This is a genomic window from Rhodopseudomonas sp. BR0M22 (assembly GCF_010907035.1).
Lineage (GTDB): Bacteria > Pseudomonadota > Alphaproteobacteria > Rhizobiales > Xanthobacteraceae > Rhodopseudomonas.
In genome coordinates, this window is the sequence record NZ_QUMK01000045.1 from 1 (window position 1) to 15,718 (window position 15,718).

Consider the following 15,718-nt stretch of genomic DNA (forward strand, 5'->3'; position numbering starts at 1 on the left):
GGGGGGGGGCACTCCTCTCAGCGATCGATAACTCACTGCCTGGGGCGCCCTCACCCCAACCCTCTCCCGCAAGCGGGAGAGGGAGCCGGCTATGCGCGGGTCAAGCCCGCGCATGACGTCCGTGACGGAGGATGGTTCAAGCTCCCAGCATCTGGTGCACGACGCCGTACACCGAGCCGCCCCACAGGAAGGCGGTCGCGACCATCTGCACCGCAAAGCCGAGACCGCGCTTTTCGGGGGCTGCGGCGTAGCCCAGCATGTAGAGGATCCGGCCGATGATCCACACCGCACCGGCCGCTGCCGCGAACACGTCACTGAGATAATAGGCGAACAGCCACAGCGACGGCAGGAAGATCGGGAGCCATTCCAAGGTATTGGCCTGGATACGAAACACCCGCTCGAAATCCGGGTGGCCGGAGATCGCCGGAGCTTTGACGCCGTACAGCATCCGCGCCCGCGCGACCTGCAGCGACGTGTAGAAGTAGAACATCAACGCCAGAAGGGTGACGATCGTGGTGTAATGAAACATCCAAGGGCTCCCAGACTAGGTTCGTTCTTGTCCGGCTGATGGCCGCCGGTTGCTTCCAGCTTGAACTCAATATCCGGTCATCTCAAGATACCCGACACCGACCCGGTTACCTTTGAAGGCGATCGGCCCTTCCCAATAGGGAAAGCTGGTCCCCATCCAGCTTGCCGGGTTGAGCGGCGTGGTCTCGATCGCCAGATCGTGACCCGTCACCTCCACCCGCCAGCGCGTCGGAAGCCGGCGCGGACCGATCGTGGTGAAGCCGAGCGGTTCGAGTCTGATCTGATCGGGTGACAGCGGCGCTGAGCGGCCGTCGGTGCCGATCCAGTTGCCGGCGAAGTAGTTGCTGCCGTCGCGCTGCCGCAGCCGGAACAGCATCACCTTGTCGCCCGTCGACAGATGCAGCGAGAACCAGTCCCAGCCGGTCTGGTCGGAAGCGAGCGGCTGGCTCGACCATTCCCGGTCCATCCAGGCCGCTCCCTCGACCGCGATGGCGCGGCCGTCGAGGGTGAGGGTGCCGGACGCGGTGAAATAGGGCTGGCTGTAGTAGTACGACGCCTGGCCGCGCTCGGACTTGCGCGAGTAGCCGTTGTCGCCTTGCAGCACCAGCGGCCGGTCGGCGCTCAGCCGCAGCGCGTAGCTGAAATTGGTCCCGCGCGCCGTCACCTCGAGCGGCGACAGCGTTGCCGGCTCGGTTGCCGAACTTCCCTGCATCGCCCAATCGTCGATGACCGCCTTGAACGGCGAGGCCTCGACCCCCGCCACGCCCACCCCGCCACGCGAAAACTTCTCGGCAAAGCGATGGATGTCGGCGCTGGTGACGGCGGCGTGCGCCATCCAGATCTGCTGGTTGGCCCAGCCGTCACGTTGCGGGCCCGGCGTCATCGCTTGGCGGAACAGGGTCCACTGCGCTCCATAGGCGTTGCCGGCGGCGTCCTTCAGATTCGCCGTGAGGTACCACCACTCGATCCGGAAATCCGGATGCGGACCGTGGTCGTCGGGAAACGCCAGCTTGCGTCCAGGCACCACAGGGGCAAATCCGCCGGCGTCGCTGCCGAGTCCGGCAAAGCCCTGCGCCCACACTGGCGGCGCGACGGCGACCGTGAGCAGGCCGCCCGCGAATGCCCGGCGGCTGATCCGACTTCTAACGCTCATCGGCGAACACCTTCACCAGCCGCGCCGGCTGCATCCGCATCAGCTTCAGGATCGGCAGCGCCGCTGCCAGCAAGGTCGCGAGCAGCGCAATGCCCACCAGCTTTGCCAGTTCGAACGGAAACACCTCGAACGGCAGCCGCCAGCCGAACGCCTTCACGTTCACCACCGCGATCAGGCACCATGCCACCAACAGCCCGAGCGGCAGCGCCACCAGCGCGGTGATCGCGGCCATCGCCAGTGTCTTCGTCAGTTCGACCAGCGCCAGCCGGCGGCGGGTGATGCCGATCGCCCACAGCGGCGCGACCTGCGGCAGCCGCGATGCGCCCAGCGTCAACAGGCTGGTCAGCAGCGCCACGCCGGCGATGCCGAGCGTGAAGGCGTTGAGCGCGGTGGTCACCGCAAAGGTCCGGCTGAAGATCTGCTTGGAGATCGCCTTCAGCGTCGACTGATCGGCGAGGCTGCGCTCCCCAAGTGCAAAGTTGCTGCGCAGGTCGGCGATCAGCGCCGGCACGCGCGCAGGATCGACCCGAAGTCCAAATCGCGTTTTGGCCACATCGGGGAAATGCGTCACCAGCGCGCCGAACGCGACGCCGAGCTGGCCGCGCGGATTGCCATAGTCGGCATAGATCCCAACCACCTCCACAGGCCAGGGACCGCGATCGCTCGGCACCACGATGCGGTCGCCGAGCTTGACGCCGAGCCGGCGCCACAGCTGTTCGCTGACCAGCGCCGCATCGCCGCGCGCGACGCGGTCCCAGACGTCTTTGGTGTGCTCCAGCAACGGCCAGTGATCGCGATAGGTGGCGTCATCGGCAAAGCCGATCAGCTCGACCGGCTGGCCCTGCAGTTTCACCTCGGCACGAGCGCCGGGAAGTAAGGATCTGACTTCGGGGCGGTCCTTCAGCCAAGCCTTGATCTCGGTCGCCTGCTGATCGGTCGCCGCATTGAGATAGACTTCTGCTGCGAGGCGGCCGTCGAGCCAGCGCTGGAAGGTGCGGCTGAAGCTCTCGACCATGGTGCCGACGCCGACATTGACGCCGAGCGCAAGCAGCAGCGCCATCAGCGCCAGCGACAGGCCGGAGAGCTGCAGCCGACTGTCGGCCCAGAACCAGGTCGTCAGCGGCCCGCGCGCCAGCTTCTCGCCGAGCGCCAGCACGAGTCCGAGGATCGCCGGCAGGCCGAGCGCGGCGCCGAGCAGGATCGCGGCCAGCACCGCAAAGCCCGACAGCAGCGAGTCGCCGAACCACAGGAAGCCGAAGCCGGCGGCGAACACCGCGAGCGCGGCAGCGCCCTGCACGATCAGCCAGCGATACTGTGCCTGTTGCCAGGCGTAAGGTTGCGCGGCGGCGAGCACCGGGAGCCGAGCCGCCTTGATCAGAGCAGCGGAGGCCGCCGCGAGAGTACCGAGAATGCTGATGGCGATGCCGGCCAGCCACCACTCCGGCCGCAGCGACAGCTCGCCGGGAATCTGCGCGCCGTATAGACCACGCAAGGTGGCGGCGACGTCGGGCAACAGCGTCGCAGCGATCAGATAGCCGCAGACCAGCCCGATCAGGCCGGCAAGCAGGGCGATCAGACACAGCTCGATCACCATCACGGCGTTGAGCTGCCGCGCGGAGGCACCGCAGGCCCGCAAGGTGCGGAGCATCGGGCGGCGCTGCTCGAACGCCAGCCCGATCGCCGAATTGACGATGAACAGCCCCACCAAAAATGAGAGCAGCCCGAAGGCGGTGAGGTTGAGGTGGAAGCTGTCGGTGAGGCGCTCGAGCTCAGTGGCTGCATCCGGCTGATCCAGCTGCAGTCTATCGCCGACGATGTCGCGCAGCGGCGGACGCGAACCATCCTGCTTGCTGCCGAGCAGCAGCCGGGACAGCCGGTCCGGCATGTCGAGCAGCTTCTGCGCAAGGCCGATATCGACCACCAGCACGCCGGGGGCGATTTCTGCCTGCGGCTTCAGCGGCGGCAGATGCTGGCCGTTGGGCAGCTCCGGGGTAGCGCCTTCGGTCAGCCCGAATTCGCGCAGCGTCTCCGGCGCAATCAGCGTCTGGCCCGGCGGCAGGATGAAGCCCTGCAGGTCGCCGGTGCCGAGCGCTGGCGCGGTGCGGGCTTCGACCGGCAGCGACAGCGGTTCGACGCCGAGCAGCCGCAGCGACCGGCCGCTGAGCCGGATCGCGCCTTCGACCGCCGGTGACACCGGCCAGCCGGCGCGGCGCAGATCGACATAGAGCTGTTGTGCGTAGCTGCCGCCGTCGCGCGCCACCAGCGTCGCGGTGCGGTTGCCGCCGAGCGCCGCGGCGGCGCGGTCGTAACTGGTGCGGGCCTGTGCGTTCAGCGCCTGCACGCCGCTCCACAACGCAGTCGCGGAGATCAGGCCGATCGCCAGGGTCGCAAGCTGCATCGGATGCCGTCGCCAGTGGCTGAGCAGTACGGCGAGGATCCACAGCGCCCGCCTCAATGGATCAGCCCCGCGTGCAGATGCACCCTTCGGTCGAGCATGCCGGCGAGACGTTCGCTGTGCGTCACCATCAGGAAGCCGCAGCCGGTGCGGCGGACCAGATCGGTGGCGAGCGCCAGCACGTCGTCGGCGGTGGCTTCGTCGAGATTGCCGGTCGGCTCGTCGGCGAGCAGCAGCAGCGGCTTGATCGCCAGCGCGCGGCCGATCGCGACACGCTGCTGCTGGCCGCCGGAGAGTTGCTCGGGGTAGCGCTTCAGCAAGGCGCCGAGCCCCAGCCGCTCGATCAGCTCGGTGCGCCACGCCGCATCATGGCGGCCGGCGAGGCGAGCCTGGAATACCAGATTGTCGGCGACGGTCAGGCTCGGGATCAGATTGAACTGCTGAAACACCAGCCCCAGCCGCTCGCGGCGGAAGGCGGCGCGCTCGGCGTCCGGCATCGTCGAGATCGTTTCTTCGCCGAACGTGATGGCGCCGCCATCGGGCTGGTCGAGGCCGGCGATCAGATGCAGCAAGGTCGACTTGCCGCTGCCGGATTCGCCGGTCAGCGCGACGCTCTCACCCGGCTGCACCGCAAGATCGACGCCGCGCAGCACCGCGACGCGGTCCTGGCCGGAGGAATAAGACTTGGTGAGGTTGGAAACGATCAGCATCGGCACAGCTCGCGCTGCGCGATAAACACAGCGCGCATACCGCGCCGGTGTGACCCGGTCATTCTCGTCTTCCAATCGCTCGTCGTCATGCTCGTCCTGAACGATATGGGGTTGTGAATCCATCGCTCAAGACGGTGCGTCCGATGCGCGGCGAACGGATCGCTGCGATGCACCCTGCGACGATTTGTCAAATCCCGGATTGCATTCGATCGATGCCGGCGGCAACCTCGCGACAGACTCGCAAAAAGGGTCGTCGAACGACTGGTCCGGGGAGATCGTCATGGCCGCGCAATCCACGCCGGAAGGCGCCTGGAAAATTACATTTCTCCTGTTTCTGTTCATGGTGGTGAATTTCGCCGACAAGATCGTGGTCGGGCTCGCCGGCGTGCCGATCATGCAGGAGCTGAAGCTCTCACCCGAACAATTCGGTCTGCTCGGTTCGTCGTTCTTCTTCCTGTTTTCGATCTCGGCGATCGTGGTCGGGTTCATCGTCAATCGCATCGAGACGCGGTGGGTGTTGTTGGCACTGGCGCTGGTGTGGGCGGTGGCGCAGTTTCCGATCGTCGGCGAGGTTTCCTTCGCCACCTTCGTGATCTGCCGGATCATCCTCGGCGCCGGTGAAGGCCCGGCGTTCTCGGTCGCGGCGCACGCGATCTACAAATGGTTTCCCGACCATCAGCGCACGCTGCCGACCGCGATCCTGTCGCAGGGCTCGGCGTTCGGCGTGATCCTGGCGGTGCCGGCGCTGAACTGGATCATCGTCAATCACTCCTGGCACTACGCATTCGCGGCGCTTGGAATCGTTGGTCTGATGTGGGCGGCGGCGTGGATCGCGCTCGGCAAAGAGGGCCCGCTGGTGCCGAGCGCCGCCGTCGCCGCGGCCGAGGTGCGGATTCCCTACGCGCGGCTGCTGACCTCGCGCACCTTCATCGGCTGTATCCTGGCGACGTTCGGAGCCTATTGGGCGCTGTCGCTCGGGCTGACCTGGTTCACCACGTTCATCATCCAGGGGCTGGGCTTCAGCCAGCATCAGGCCGGACTGATCTCGATCACGCCGTGGGTGTTCGGCGCCAGCGTGGTGCTGCTCACCGGCTGGCTGTCGCAGCGGCTGATCCAACGCGGAGTCTCCAGCCGGATGGCGCGCGGCGTGCTCGGCGCGGCGCCGCTCGTGGTCGGCGGCGCCATCATCCTGATGCTGCCCTATATCGAGAGCCCCACCGCGCGGATCGTCGCCCTGGTGGTCGGCTCCGGCCTGTGCGGCTCGATCTATGTGGTGTGTCCGCCGATGATCGCCGAGTTCGCCCCGGTGTCGCAGCGCGGCGCCGCGATTGCGATCTACGGCGCGCTGTATACGTTGGCCGGGATCGTCGCGCCCTGGGTGATGGGGAATGTTCTGCAGCACGCGTCCTCGCCGCTCAACGGTTACCTCTTCGGCTACGCCATCAACGGTGGGGTGATGATCGCCGCTGGCGTCGCCGGCCTGTTGCTGCTGTGGCCGAACACCGAGCGTGCTCGGCTGCTGAAGGGTGCGGAGCCGGTCTCTCTCGGACTTCGCAAGCCGGCCTGAGGTTTTCGGTCGCTGCGCCCGACTTTCGAAGTCACCGGCGATCAACTCCACGAAAACGAAAATGGCCGGGGCGAGCCCGGCCATCACGTCGTTCAGTCTCTTGGTCTTGCAAGAGACGATTTACTGGCTCGCCGCGTCGGTGTTGAACACCTCGCCTTCCGGCACCCAGCTCGCACCGTCGAACTTGGCGATCTGCATCTGGGTGTAGGGGGCATAGCGATCCGGGCGGGTCGAGATCTTGATGCCCGGCAGCAGCATCGGCGCGGCCGTCGGCTTGATGTTGGTCGCCTGCTTGAGCAGGTTGTCGCGGGTGAGATTGTCGCCGCAGGCTTCCAGCACCTTCACGGTCATATAGGCCGAGATATAGCCGGTGACGGTGGAGCCATCGGCGATATCGCCTTTGGGGTACCACTTGGCCAGGAATTCCTTGAACTCCTTGACGTCGGGATCGTTCGCGAACCGCGGATCGGTCGGCGTTTTCGCCGCCAGCGCGGTCAGGAGACCGGTGGAGGCTTCCTTGCCGGCGGGCTCGAGCACGCCCTTGATCGAGCTCGACACGCTGACCACGAAGTTCAGCGGCTTCCAGTTCAGTTCGTGCACCTTGCGGATCGCCTGTGCGCCGAACTTCGGCGTGGCCATCGTGAACAGCGTGTCGGCGCCCGAGGCCTTCAGCGCCACGATCTGGGAGTCGACCGTCGGGTCGGTGACCTCGTAGGTGACCTCCTTGACGATCATGGTCTTGGCCTTGTCGCCGAGCCCGTCCTTCAGGCCCTTGACGTAGTCCTTGCCGGCATCGTCGTTCTGCGAGAACACGCCGAGCTTGGCGTCGGGTTTGTTCTTCAGCAGGTACTTGGCGAAGATCATGCCCTCCATCTGGTAGGGCGGGTAGAGCTGCGTGGTCCACGGAAAGTTCTTCGGATCGTCCCACTTGGCCGCGCCGGTCGAGATGAAGATCTGCGGCACTTTCTTGGCGTTGAGATATTTCTGGATCGCCGTGTTGGTCGGGGTGCCGATGGTGCCGATGATCGCCAGCACCTCTTCCTGTTCGACCAGCTTGCGGGTCTGCTCGACCGTCTTGGGCGGCGAATAGGCGTCGTCGAGGCTGATCAGCTTGATCTTGCGACCGTTGACGCCACCTTTGGCGTTGATCATCGTGTAGTACGCGTCTTCGACGTGGCCCTGCACGCCATAGGCAGAGGCCGGGCCGCTGTACGGCATGGTCTGGCCGATCTTGATCTCGGTGTCGGTAACGCCGGGGCCGTACTTCTTCTGGGCGAAAGCCGGCTGAGCCGCAGCGAGCGCGAGAGCGCTGGCCAGCAGGAGCGAGGTGCGAATGGACAAATGCGTTTCCTCTCGTTGAAAGCCGCACTCTGCGGTGCGGGCTAAAGATCGATCGCCCGTGCTTTTTGTTTTCGGTACGATCCTGCTTACGCTGTCACGAGAACCGCCGTCGTTCAATTGAATTACGCGGCGACGTAGCGGCGCAGGTCATTCGCAGATGCGCATATTTCGTGGAGCGGACTAAGTCCTGCTGAGCTACCTGCGGGATGAGCCGGGATGAGCGATGAGCACGAGGGGCGTGCGATGATGAGTCCCGCCGGGCGTCGGCTTCGCGTATTGCTATCCGAGCGCGGCAGGTGCTCTGCGTGACAGGCGACCACCGTCCTCGGACACGCCGGGAGTCCTGTCGAGATCTGCGGTCCGGCGCGACTGTGTCTCGGCCTGTTCTCACGTTTTGTGCGTGCGTTGCATCGCTGTTCGCCGCGACGGCACCGATCGTGCTCGCGGCTCCCGGTCGTGCCTCAACGTTGGCGGCCAAAGGCTGGGGCGATCACCTCCGCGATGCGGCAACCATGGCGCAGATCGATCGAGGATTCGAGCAGCCGGCCTGATGCGCGCACGCCTCGGCGCCGGCCTGTTACAGATCCTTGGTATAGTCGTCGCGATCGCGGTCCGGTGCGCAAATGTCGCCGGCCTCGTACAGGTCTTCGTCGAGGGCAGGCGGCGGCTGCGTCGGCGCGGGCTTGGCTTCGCTGGCCCCGCGGCTGTCGTCAGCCTTATCGCCGCGCTTCGGTGCGGCAACCTTGGGGCGCTTGTGCAGAAAGCCGATCATGGCTCTCGGTCCCGTGATGGCCGGCGCGGGTGGCACGAGGCACACACGCGACCGGCGTTGTTGGCAGTTCATTTCAACTGCGATTGCAGAGCCGACACCAGACCGGATTTGTCAGGGCTCGCACGCAATTCTCGCAAGGCTCGCTGTTGCGTCGCGGGCCTTGCCGCACGGTCTCAGGTCCGGTGACCGGAGCTTTGCTGGTCGGCCAGCCATTCCGACAGCGGGCGGGGCTTGTCGTCCTCGGTCTTCTTGGTGCCTCGCTTGGCGGTCGAGGCCGTCGTCTTGGCCCGTCTGGCCTTGCTCGATGTCGCGGCTTGCGGCATCGCGGCTTCGCGGGCGAGCCGCAGGGCGCGCAGGCGCGCCATGTTGTCGAGGACTGCTTTGGCTGCGGCGTCGCGTTCGGCCTTGCCTTCGCGACCTTCAGCAGCGTTGCCAGCGTGGTGATCGTCGTCGTTCGTCATTCTTCCAGTTCGATCGCGTTCCAGTTGGGAGGCGGCGTGATAGCACGAAAAAAGCCTCCGAACAGCCTTTCGGCGCTCGGAGGCTGTTCGACGTTGGTTTCGCGTGAGATGCGGCTGCGGAACGCAGCCGCCTTCATCAGAAAGTCACGCCGGCTTTGGCCAGATAGGTCCGGCCGGGCAGCGGATAGGCGCCGTAGCGGCCGGGCGTGAAGCTGCTGGCCACCGCGTAATCGTAGTATTGTGCGTTGAACAGGTTGATCACGCTCAGCGACCAGAAGAAGTGGTCGATCTCGCCGCTCAGTTTGACATCGACTGTGCCGTTCGCCGGGATCTTGACCTGGCTGTTGGCATTGTCGCTGTCCATGAAGCGACTGCTCCAGACCCGCGCGGTGGCATCGAACACGACGTATTTCTGCCAGACGTTCCAGGTCACGCCGGCATTCGCCGTATAGCGCGACACCAGCGGCACGTCGTTGCCCGAGAATGGTCCTTCGCGGAACGTTGCGCGGGTGTAGGCCGCGCCGCTGCGCAGCAACAGCGAGTCGCTGATGCGGATCGAAGAGGAGGTTTCGCCGCCATAACGGCGGGTCGGATCGAGATTGGTGTTGTAGAAGTTGACCGGGTCGTAGCGGATCTCGTTGGTCAGATCCATGTTGTAGACGCTCGTCTGCATCTCGAACGGACCTGATTTGATCCGGAAGCCGCCTTCGACATCCACCGAGGTCTGGGTCTTGAGCGTGAACGTTCCCGGGATCGGATTGAAGAATGCGTCGTAGGACGGCCCGGAGGCGACGCGCTCGTCGACATTTGGGGTGCGGAACGCGCGGGCGGCGCGGGCAAACATGCTGAAGACGTCGTTGAAGCGATGTTCGAGGCCGACATGCAGCGCATGCTGGGTCTCGGTGCTGTCCAGCGGCAGCGCTTGCGCTCCGCCGAAATAGCCGGGCGCCAGCGGATTGAGCCGATCGGCGGCTTCGACCTTCACGCTCTGCACCCGGCCGCCATAGGAGAAGTCGGTGGTCGGCAGGACGGCGATCGTCTGTTGCCAATAGCCGGCGAGGGTCTTCTGCGACAGGTTGTAGACGTGAACCGGCGGCGTGCCGCGATATTGGCCGCGGTCGGAATCATAGGTCGCGTCGTAATAGTCGAGACCGGTGAGGATCTTCGACGGCAGGCCGAAGAACGCGTTCTTGATGCTCAGCCGCGGCGTGATCGACCAGGTCTGCAGATGTGCGTCGAACGAGCTGGCGCTGAATGGCGACAGCGGCACATTGCCGAAATAGGCGGCCTGCTGGCGCTTGTCGCGCACGCCGCCATCGACGATCAGTTCGGCACCGTCCCAAAGCGATGTGGTGAAGCCGGCCGTGATATTGGTGCCCTGCTTGTCGGCGTAGTCGAACGGCGTGTTGGTGCCACGGCGGTCGGTCTGCAACTGATTCAGGCCGATCGACGGATCGACGGTCCGCGAGCCCGGCAGGCCGAGGCGTTGGTTGTCGCCCGAGATGTTGACGAACGCGCTGAAGTCGCTCGTCGTGTAACGCAGCTCACCCAGCGCATTGTTTTGTTCGAGTGCGTTGTTGGTACGGTAGCCGTCGGTGCGGACGTGATTGGCGAAGGCCGACGTCGACCATGGGCCGGAATTGAAAGCCGCCGACACCGCAGCGAGGCGCTGATTGAACGAACCGACGCCGCCTTCGGCGCGGAACGATGCGGGTGGGCCGCCGGCACCGGTCTTGGTGACGATGTTGATGACGCCGCCGACAGCATTGTCGCCGTACAGCACCGCGCCGCTGCCGCCGCGAGTGATCTCGATGCGCTCGATCGATTGCAGCGGGAGGCTCGACAGGTCGATGCCCTGCAGATCGAGGTCGTTGAGACGGCGGCCGTTGATCAGGAACAACGTATTCGAGGTCGCGGTGGCGCCGAAACCTCGCAGATCGACCGAGGAGCCGGTGCCGTTGACGCCACCGTACAGCGACGTGCTCTGCACACCGGGCGTCTGCGCGATGATGTCCTGCACGGTTTGGGCCGGTGAACGCGCGATGTCCTCGGCTGTGATCACCGTGCTGGACGTGCCGACGATGGCGTTGGAGGCGCGGGTCGCGGTGGCGCTGACGACGATCTCCGGCAGCACGTCCTGCGCGGCGGCGGGCGTGGCGAGCGAGAGCGCGGGCACCAGAATGGTGGAAGCGAGAAGCGCGCGTGAAAGTGCGGAGCAAGGCCGCGGCGCGGCGGGTCGGGAGTGCATAAGGTTCAACCTCGGCTGACGTCTGTGGCACGTCACAGCGAACGAGGTCTCACCGAGCTTTTCGGAAGCGGTGAAGACAATGCCTGCAATTCCCGGCCGGCAACTTCGCGTGTGACCACGAGCGACGGCAGGTCTCCTGGCTCGCGGTTGATCTTCCGTCGCCTTCCCAGGACCGAGGTTCCCAGTGGCATCCGACGAAAGACGATCCGCTTACAGTTGCGGGAACAGCTACGGCCTGGAACGCAAAAAATGGCAGCGTTCGCACCGTATTCCCTTTTCATCCCTCTCGGGAACCGTCGAGGCCATCTAGAAGTCGCGGGATTCGCGAGTCAATTCGTCGAAGGCGACGCCGGGTGCAATCGTGGTCGGATTGTGACCGGCTGTGACTTGCGTGTAACAGCCGGGTCTGTACACCTCGCACGATAGTTGGAGCGGCAGGCGGACGATGGCGGAATTCGTGGTGGAGTACGGCAAGGATGGACGGCGCGTCGAGCCCGACGGCCGGCTCGATGCCGCTGCGTTTCATCGCAACGATGCGCCGATCCGCTCCGTGCTGGCGCGGTTGCTCGCCGGCCGGCAGGGTGACGTGCTCGAAGCTGGCAGCGGCACCGGCCAGCACATCGCGGCGCTAGCGCGGGAACACCCCTCGATCGTGTGGTGGCCGAGCGACGTCAACGACCAGCACCTCAAGAGCATCGCCGCTTGGCGGGCCCATGCGGCGTTGCCGAACCTGCGCCCGCCCCAGCGAATCGACCTTGCCGATCCCGCCTGGTCGGTCGCGTCAGCCGAAGCGGCTGCTCCCGGTGAGTTGCTGGCGGTGTTCTGCGCCAATGTCCTGCACATCGCGCCATGGCGGGTCGCCGAAGGACTGCTGGCGGGCGCCGGAAGGTTGCTGCGCCAGGACGGCATGCTGGTGCTGTACGGGCCGTACAAGCGGGGCGGCGATCACACCGCGCTCAGCAATGCGGTGTTCGACACCAGCCTGCGCGACGCCAATCCCGAGTGGGGCGTGCGCGACGTTGCGGATGTGGAACGGCTCGGTGCCAGCGCCGGCCTGGCGCTGAGCGAGATCGTCGAGATGCCGGCCAACAATCTGATACTGGTGTTTGTCCGAGCAAAACCCGCGTAGGCCCATGCACGGCCGCCGATGGTGCGGCGGGTTGATCGCGCTCCGCCCGGCCCTATGATGCGCGCCATTCGCCGGCCGGCGTCGGCCGGTGCGAGGAGATTCCCTGCCGATGGTCGATGCGACGGCCAACGACATCGTCGAAGACGATGCCCGTGCCCGCTCCAACGTGGTGCGGCTGGTCGCGGCGCAGGCGCTGACCGGCGCCAACGCCGCGGTGATCTTCGCGACCGGGTCGATTATCGGCGCCCAGCTCGCGCCGGAGATGTCGCTCGCGACCGTGCCGCTGTCGATGTATGTGCTCGGCCTTGCTGCCGGCACACTGCCCACGGGTTGGATCGCGCGGGTTTACGGTCGCCGCGTCGCGTTCATGATCGGCACCGGCTGCGGCACGCTCACCGGCGTGCTCGGTGCCATCGCCATCCTGTACGGCTCGTTCCTGCTGTTCTGTGCCGCGACCTTCATCGGCGGGCTGTACGCTGCGGTGTCGCAATCCTATCGGTTTGCCGCCGCCGACGGCGCCAGCGCGGCCTATCGCCCGAAGGCGATGTCGTGGGTGATGGCCGGTGGCGTGTTCGCCGGCGTGCTCGGTCCGCAGCTCGTGCAGTGGACCATGAACGTCTGGCAGCCCTATTTGTTCGCGTTCTCCTACGTGGTGCAGGCGGCGATTGCGCTGATCGCGATGGCGGTGCTGTGGGGCGTCGATGCGCCGAGGCCGAAGCCGGCGGAGCGTACCGGCGGCCGGCCGCTGCTGGAGATCGTGCGGCAGCCGCGCTTCATCGCCGCGGCGCTGTGCGGCGCCATCGCCTATCCGATGATGAATCTGGTGATGACGTCGGCGCCGCTGGCGATGCAGATGTGCGGGCTCAGCGTCGGTGATTCCAATTTCGGCCTGCAATGGCACATCGTTGCGATGTACGCCCCGAGCTTCGTCACCGGTTCGCTGATTGCCAAGTTCGGCGCGCCGCGTGTGGTCGCCGCCGGCCTGATCCTGGAAGCGCTCGGTGCGTCGATTGGTCTGCTCGGCGTCACCGCGCCGCACTTCTGGGCGACGCTGTTCGTGATCGGCGTCGGATGGAATCTGGCGTTCGTCGGCGCCTCGGCGCTGGTGCTGGAGACGCATCAGCCGAGCGAGAAGAACAAGGTTCAGGCGTTCAACGATTTCATCATCTTCGGGCTGATGGCGCTGGGTTCGTTTGCGTCCGGGCAGTTGCTGGCGAATTACGGCTGGACCACCGTGAACCTCGCGGTGTTCCCGCCGGTGCTGCTCGGCCTGATCGTGCTGGCGGTCACCGGCTGGTCGAAAGTCCGGAAGCGGGTGGCCGTCGCCGCGCCTGAACTGTCCGATCGCGGCGTCTGACCGCGCAACAATACGGCCGGCCGCAAGCGCCGGATCGAGGGAGTGAACACGATGCCGTCGCGCGCGACCAATCACGCTCGCCTACGATGGTGAATCCTTCGGCTCCCGACGAGACCTCGTTCCGCTATCACGGTTGGCGGATCGTCACGGTGTGCTTCATCGTCGCCACCTTCGGCTGGGGGCTCGGCTTCTACGGCCAGAGCGTGTACCTCGCCGAGCTGGCCCGGACGCACGGCTGGCCGTCGTCGCAGATCGCGATTGCTACCACCTTCTTCTATCTCACCGGTGCGCTGCTGGTCGCCTTCGTCGGCGACGTGATCCGCCTGATCGGTGCGCGAGCCTGCCTGCTCGGCGGCATCGCCGCGATGGCGATCGGCACCGTGCTGCTCGGCCGCATCGATGCGCCGTGGCAGCTTTATGCCGTCGACGCGATCCTCGCGGTCGGGTGGGCTGGCACCAGCCTCGGGGCGATCACCAACACGCTCGGCTTGTGGTTCGACCGGCGTCGCGGCATGGCGATCAGTCTGGCGCTGAACGGCGCCAGTTTCGGCGGCATCGCCGGCGTGCCGCTGCTGGTGGCGCTGATCGGGGCGCTCGGCTTCACCGGGGCGACCTCGGCGGCGGCCATCGCCGCGGTGGTGTTGCTGATGCCGCTGGTCGCCATCGTCATTACACCGCCGCCGCATCTTGCCATCGCTTCGGGGACGGCGACCTCGCCCAGGGCGCTGTCGTCCGGTGCGATCCGCGGCAGCGCGCTGCGCAACCTCGGATTCCTGACCGCGACGGTCGCGTTCTCGCTGGTGCTGTTCGCGCAAGTCGGTTTCATCGTCCACCTGATCGCCTATCTCGACCCGCTTATCGGCCGCGAGCGTGCCGCGCTGGCGATGTCGCTGCTCACCGCGATGGCCGTGGTCGGCCGGGTATCGCTGTCGGTGGTGATCGACCGGCTCGATCAGCGTCTGGTCTCGGCGCTGTCGTTCGCCAGTCAGGCGGCGGCGCTGGGTGTGCTGATCTCCACCCGCGATGCGACGCTGCTGCTGGCCGCCTGCGCGCTGTTCGGCTTTTCGGTGGGCAATCTGATCACCTTGCCGGCGCTGATCATTCAGCGCGAATTTCCCACCTCGTCGTTCGGCGTTCTGGTCGCGCTCAACACCGCGATCAACCAGGTCGCCTACGCGTTCGGTCCTGGTGTCGTCGGTCTGCTGCGCGATGCCTCTGGCAGCTACACGGCGCCGTTCGCCGGCTGTATCGCCCTGCAACTCGCCGCCGCAGCGCTAATCATGGTGCGGCGGGAGCGCAGATGACCTTTTCTGTCGTCATGCGGGGCGGCCGGAACGCGCCCGGCGAATGCGGCTTTACGTCAGCTCCGGCGTCTCGCCCTCCGGCAGCGGAAACTGATAGGTGTTGAGCGTCATCGACACCATCGTGTAGTAGCCGCACAGTCCGATCACCTCCGCCAGCCCGCGCTCGCCGAGCAGCCGCATCGCCTCGTCGTACAGCGGCTGCGGCAGCCCCTTGGCTTCGTGCAGCGACCGCGCCACGTCGTAGATCACCTGGGCCTTCGCGCTGTCGAAGGACGGCGTGCGGCGGTCGCGGATCGCGTCGATGATTTTTGGATCGAGCCCGCCGTCGAGCGCCATCTTCTTGTGCGCGTACCATTCGAACTGCGCGGTCCAGTGCCGAGCCGTCACCAGGATGGCGAGTTCGGATTCCGCCGCGGTGAGTGACGTGTCGTAGCGTAGGAAGGCGCCGAGCCGTGTGGCGTGCCGCGCCATCTCCGGGCTCGCCAGCCACGCCATCATCGGCGGCGGCGGGCTGCCGCGCTTGCTGGCGATCGACTCGTCGTAGATGGCGCGTTGCTCGGCGCTCATTTCGCCAGGCGAAAGTAATTTCAGGCGCATCCTGTTGGATCCTCTTTGGCTGTCCGGCATCCGATCCCTAGCGCATCGCCGCAAGACCGCATCCCGAGACAGATATTGAATTCCACCGCGCGACGCGCCAAGGTCGCCGCCAACAATGCATCGCCGGCGCGCAAAGCGCCGGCGCAAATGTGGATG

Annotated in this window: 14 protein-coding genes and 1 riboswitch; of the genes, 4 read left to right on the top strand and 10 right to left on the bottom strand. The window is 66.1% G+C overall.

Going from position 1 to position 15,718, the window contains the following annotated elements; genetic code table 11:
• Positions 1 to 136: 136 nt before the first annotated feature.
• The 4 genes from DY468_RS15260 to DY468_RS15275 form a co-directional block, all read right to left on the bottom strand.
• Positions 137 to 529 carry an MAPEG family protein gene (locus DY468_RS15260; protein WP_164605654.1) on the bottom strand — a complete coding sequence of 131 codons (393 nt, stop codon included), beginning with the start codon at positions 527 to 529 and terminating at the stop codon, positions 137 to 139.
• A gap of 66 nt (positions 530 to 595) precedes the next feature.
• The gene (locus DY468_RS15265; protein WP_164605655.1) at positions 596 to 1,681 is read right to left on the bottom strand and encodes a lipocalin-like domain-containing protein; all 1,086 of its coding nucleotides are present in this window, start codon (positions 1,679 to 1,681) and stop codon (positions 596 to 598) included.
• On the bottom strand, positions 1,671 to 4,136 hold the full coding sequence (locus DY468_RS15270; protein ID WP_164605656.1) for an FtsX-like permease family protein: 2,466 nt from the start codon (positions 4,134 to 4,136) through the stop codon (positions 1,671 to 1,673). Before DY468_RS15270 ends, DY468_RS15265 begins: the two co-directional genes overlap by 11 nt.
• Positions 4,133 to 4,786, bottom strand: a complete 654-nt coding sequence (locus tag DY468_RS15275) for an ABC transporter ATP-binding protein (RefSeq protein ID WP_164605657.1) — start codon at positions 4,784 to 4,786, stop codon at positions 4,133 to 4,135. The genes DY468_RS15270 and DY468_RS15275 overlap by 4 nt, the downstream gene beginning before the upstream one ends.
• A gap of 280 nt (positions 4,787 to 5,066) precedes the next feature.
• Between DY468_RS15275 and DY468_RS15280 the strand changes: the two genes are divergently transcribed.
• Positions 5,067 to 6,353 (top strand): MFS transporter, encoded by a 1,287-nt coding sequence (locus DY468_RS15280; protein WP_164605658.1) that lies wholly within the window; start codon positions 5,067 to 5,069, stop codon positions 6,351 to 6,353.
• Positions 6,354 to 6,473: 120 nt separating this feature from the next.
• Here DY468_RS15280 and DY468_RS15285 read toward each other — a convergent pair whose 3' ends face one another.
• From DY468_RS15285 to DY468_RS15305, 5 genes are all read right to left on the bottom strand, one after another.
• The gene (locus DY468_RS15285) at positions 6,474 to 7,694 is read right to left on the bottom strand and encodes an ABC transporter substrate-binding protein (RefSeq protein WP_164605659.1); all 1,221 of its coding nucleotides are present in this window, start codon (positions 7,692 to 7,694) and stop codon (positions 6,474 to 6,476) included.
• Positions 7,695 to 8,271: 577 nt separating this feature from the next.
• On the bottom strand, positions 8,272 to 8,466 hold the full coding sequence (locus DY468_RS15290; protein ID WP_164605660.1) for a hypothetical protein: 195 nt from the start codon (positions 8,464 to 8,466) through the stop codon (positions 8,272 to 8,274).
• A gap of 173 nt (positions 8,467 to 8,639) precedes the next feature.
• The gene (locus tag DY468_RS15295) at positions 8,640 to 8,927 is read right to left on the bottom strand and encodes a hypothetical protein (protein WP_164605661.1); all 288 of its coding nucleotides are present in this window, start codon (positions 8,925 to 8,927) and stop codon (positions 8,640 to 8,642) included.
• Positions 8,924 to 9,064, bottom strand: coding sequence for a hypothetical protein (locus tag DY468_RS15300; RefSeq protein WP_164605662.1), 141 nt, complete (start codon positions 9,062 to 9,064; stop codon positions 8,924 to 8,926). Before DY468_RS15300 ends, DY468_RS15295 begins: the two co-directional genes overlap by 4 nt.
• A complete protein-coding gene (locus DY468_RS15305) occupies positions 9,064 to 11,175 on the bottom strand; it encodes a TonB-dependent receptor (RefSeq protein ID WP_164605663.1) in 2,112 nt (703 codons plus the stop codon). Before DY468_RS15305 ends, DY468_RS15300 begins: the two co-directional genes overlap by 1 nt.
• 109 nt (positions 11,176 to 11,284) lie before the next feature.
• Positions 11,285 to 11,488: riboswitch (cobalamin riboswitch) on the bottom strand.
• Between the two features lie 132 nt (positions 11,489 to 11,620).
• On the opposite strand from DY468_RS15305, the gene DY468_RS15310 reads away from it, so the two are divergent.
• The 3 genes from DY468_RS15310 to DY468_RS15320 all read left to right on the top strand — a co-directional run bounded on the left by DY468_RS15310 (position 11,621) and on the right by DY468_RS15320 (position 14,965).
• Positions 11,621 to 12,304, top strand: a complete 684-nt coding sequence (locus tag DY468_RS15310) for a DUF938 domain-containing protein (protein WP_164605664.1) — start codon at positions 11,621 to 11,623, stop codon at positions 12,302 to 12,304.
• A 109-nt stretch (positions 12,305 to 12,413) separates the two neighbouring features.
• The gene (locus DY468_RS15315) at positions 12,414 to 13,661 is read left to right on the top strand and encodes an MFS transporter (RefSeq protein ID WP_164605665.1); all 1,248 of its coding nucleotides are present in this window, start codon (positions 12,414 to 12,416) and stop codon (positions 13,659 to 13,661) included.
• Positions 13,662 to 13,747: 86 nt separating this feature from the next.
• Positions 13,748 to 14,965, top strand: coding sequence for an MFS transporter (locus tag DY468_RS15320; RefSeq protein ID WP_164605666.1), 1,218 nt, complete (start codon positions 13,748 to 13,750; stop codon positions 14,963 to 14,965).
• 51 nt (positions 14,966 to 15,016) lie between these two features.
• Here DY468_RS15320 and DY468_RS15325 read toward each other — a convergent pair whose 3' ends face one another.
• The gene (locus DY468_RS15325) at positions 15,017 to 15,562 is read right to left on the bottom strand and encodes a carboxymuconolactone decarboxylase family protein (protein WP_164605667.1); all 546 of its coding nucleotides are present in this window, start codon (positions 15,560 to 15,562) and stop codon (positions 15,017 to 15,019) included.
• Positions 15,563 to 15,718 lie beyond the last annotated feature (156 nt).

Excerpts from the sequence above, each read along its gene's own strand:
- DY468_RS15260 (WP_164605654.1), bottom strand. The coding sequence starts at position 529 with ATGTTTCATTACACCACGATCGTCACCCTTCTGGCGTTGATGTTCTAC.
- DY468_RS15265 (WP_164605655.1), bottom strand. The coding sequence starts at position 1,681 with ATGAGCGTTAGAAGTCGGATCAGCCGCCGGGCATTCGCGGGCGGCCTG.
- DY468_RS15275 (WP_164605657.1), bottom strand. The coding sequence starts at position 4,786 with ATGCTGATCGTTTCCAACCTCACCAAGTCTTATTCCTCCGGCCAGGAC.
- DY468_RS15280 (WP_164605658.1), top strand. The coding sequence starts at position 5,067 with ATGGCCGCGCAATCCACGCCGGAAGGCGCCTGGAAAATTACATTTCTC.
- DY468_RS15290 (WP_164605660.1), bottom strand. The coding sequence starts at position 8,466 with ATGATCGGCTTTCTGCACAAGCGCCCCAAGGTTGCCGCACCGAAGCGC.
- DY468_RS15295 (WP_164605661.1), bottom strand. The coding sequence starts at position 8,927 with ATGACGAACGACGACGATCACCACGCTGGCAACGCTGCTGAAGGTCGC.
- DY468_RS15300 (WP_164605662.1), bottom strand. The coding sequence starts at position 9,064 with ATGAAGGCGGCTGCGTTCCGCAGCCGCATCTCACGCGAAACCAACGTC.
- DY468_RS15305 (WP_164605663.1), bottom strand. The coding sequence starts at position 11,175 with ATGCACTCCCGACCCGCCGCGCCGCGGCCTTGCTCCGCACTTTCACGC.
- DY468_RS15310 (WP_164605664.1), top strand. The coding sequence starts at position 11,621 with ATGGCGGAATTCGTGGTGGAGTACGGCAAGGATGGACGGCGCGTCGAG.
- DY468_RS15315 (WP_164605665.1), top strand. The coding sequence starts at position 12,414 with ATGGTCGATGCGACGGCCAACGACATCGTCGAAGACGATGCCCGTGCC.
- DY468_RS15320 (WP_164605666.1), top strand. The coding sequence starts at position 13,748 with ATGGTGAATCCTTCGGCTCCCGACGAGACCTCGTTCCGCTATCACGGT.
- DY468_RS15325 (WP_164605667.1), bottom strand. The coding sequence starts at position 15,562 with ATGCGCCTGAAATTACTTTCGCCTGGCGAAATGAGCGCCGAGCAACGC.